This window comes from Paenibacillus sp. CMAA1364 (genome assembly GCF_054373195.1).
This window is the reverse complement of the sequence record NZ_JBITNB010000075.1, coordinates 1-532: the sequence shown is the minus strand read 5'-3', so window position 1 is coordinate 532 and position 532 is coordinate 1. Positions and strand designations below refer to the sequence as shown.

The 532-nt window shown below is 43.2% G+C and carries 3 tRNA genes; all 3 read right to left on the bottom strand.

From position 1 onward, the window contains the following. Positions 1–105: 105 nt before the first annotated feature. The 3 genes from ACH8E3_RS16720 to ACH8E3_RS16710 all read right to left on the bottom strand — a co-directional run bounded on the left by ACH8E3_RS16720 (position 106) and on the right by ACH8E3_RS16710 (position 531). Positions 106–180, bottom strand: a tRNA-Glu gene (locus ACH8E3_RS16720). A 174-nt stretch (positions 181–354) separates the two neighbouring features. Then, positions 355–446: transfer RNA gene (locus ACH8E3_RS16715), tRNA-Ser, on the bottom strand. A 9-nt stretch (positions 447–455) separates the two neighbouring features. Then, a tRNA-Asn gene (locus tag ACH8E3_RS16710) sits at positions 456–531 on the bottom strand. Position 532 lies beyond the last annotated feature (1 nt).

Genomic DNA, 532 nt, shown 5'->3' with positions numbered 1-532 from the left:
AACCTTCGACACCCTGATTAAAAGTCAGGTGCTCTACCAACTGAGCTAATGGCTCTTGGTGACTACACAATGCTGTGTGCCAAATATACAATTAAGTATTGTACATGGTGACCCGTAGGGGACTCGAACCCCTGTTACCTCCGTGAAAGGGAGGTGTCTTAACCACTTGACCAACGGGCCATACTATATAACTTCTTGTGACAACAAAAATGATTATAACAAAATTATAATCACATGACAAGCTTTATTTCACCTATACATTCATGCAGCTTATTCAGAACGTATTGTTCAATCAAAAAAAGTAACCCTGTTAGGTTACCTTGTATTCTCATATCAGATCCGCTGTAAATTATATGGCGGAGAGAGTGGGATTCGAACCCACGCACCGCTTACGCAGTCTAACCCCTTAGCAGAGGGTCCCCTTATAGCCACTTGGGTATCTCTCCAAATATAAATGGCTCCCCGAACAGGACTCGAACCTGTGACAACTCGATTAACAGTCGAGTGCTCTACCAACTGAGCTATCAGGGAA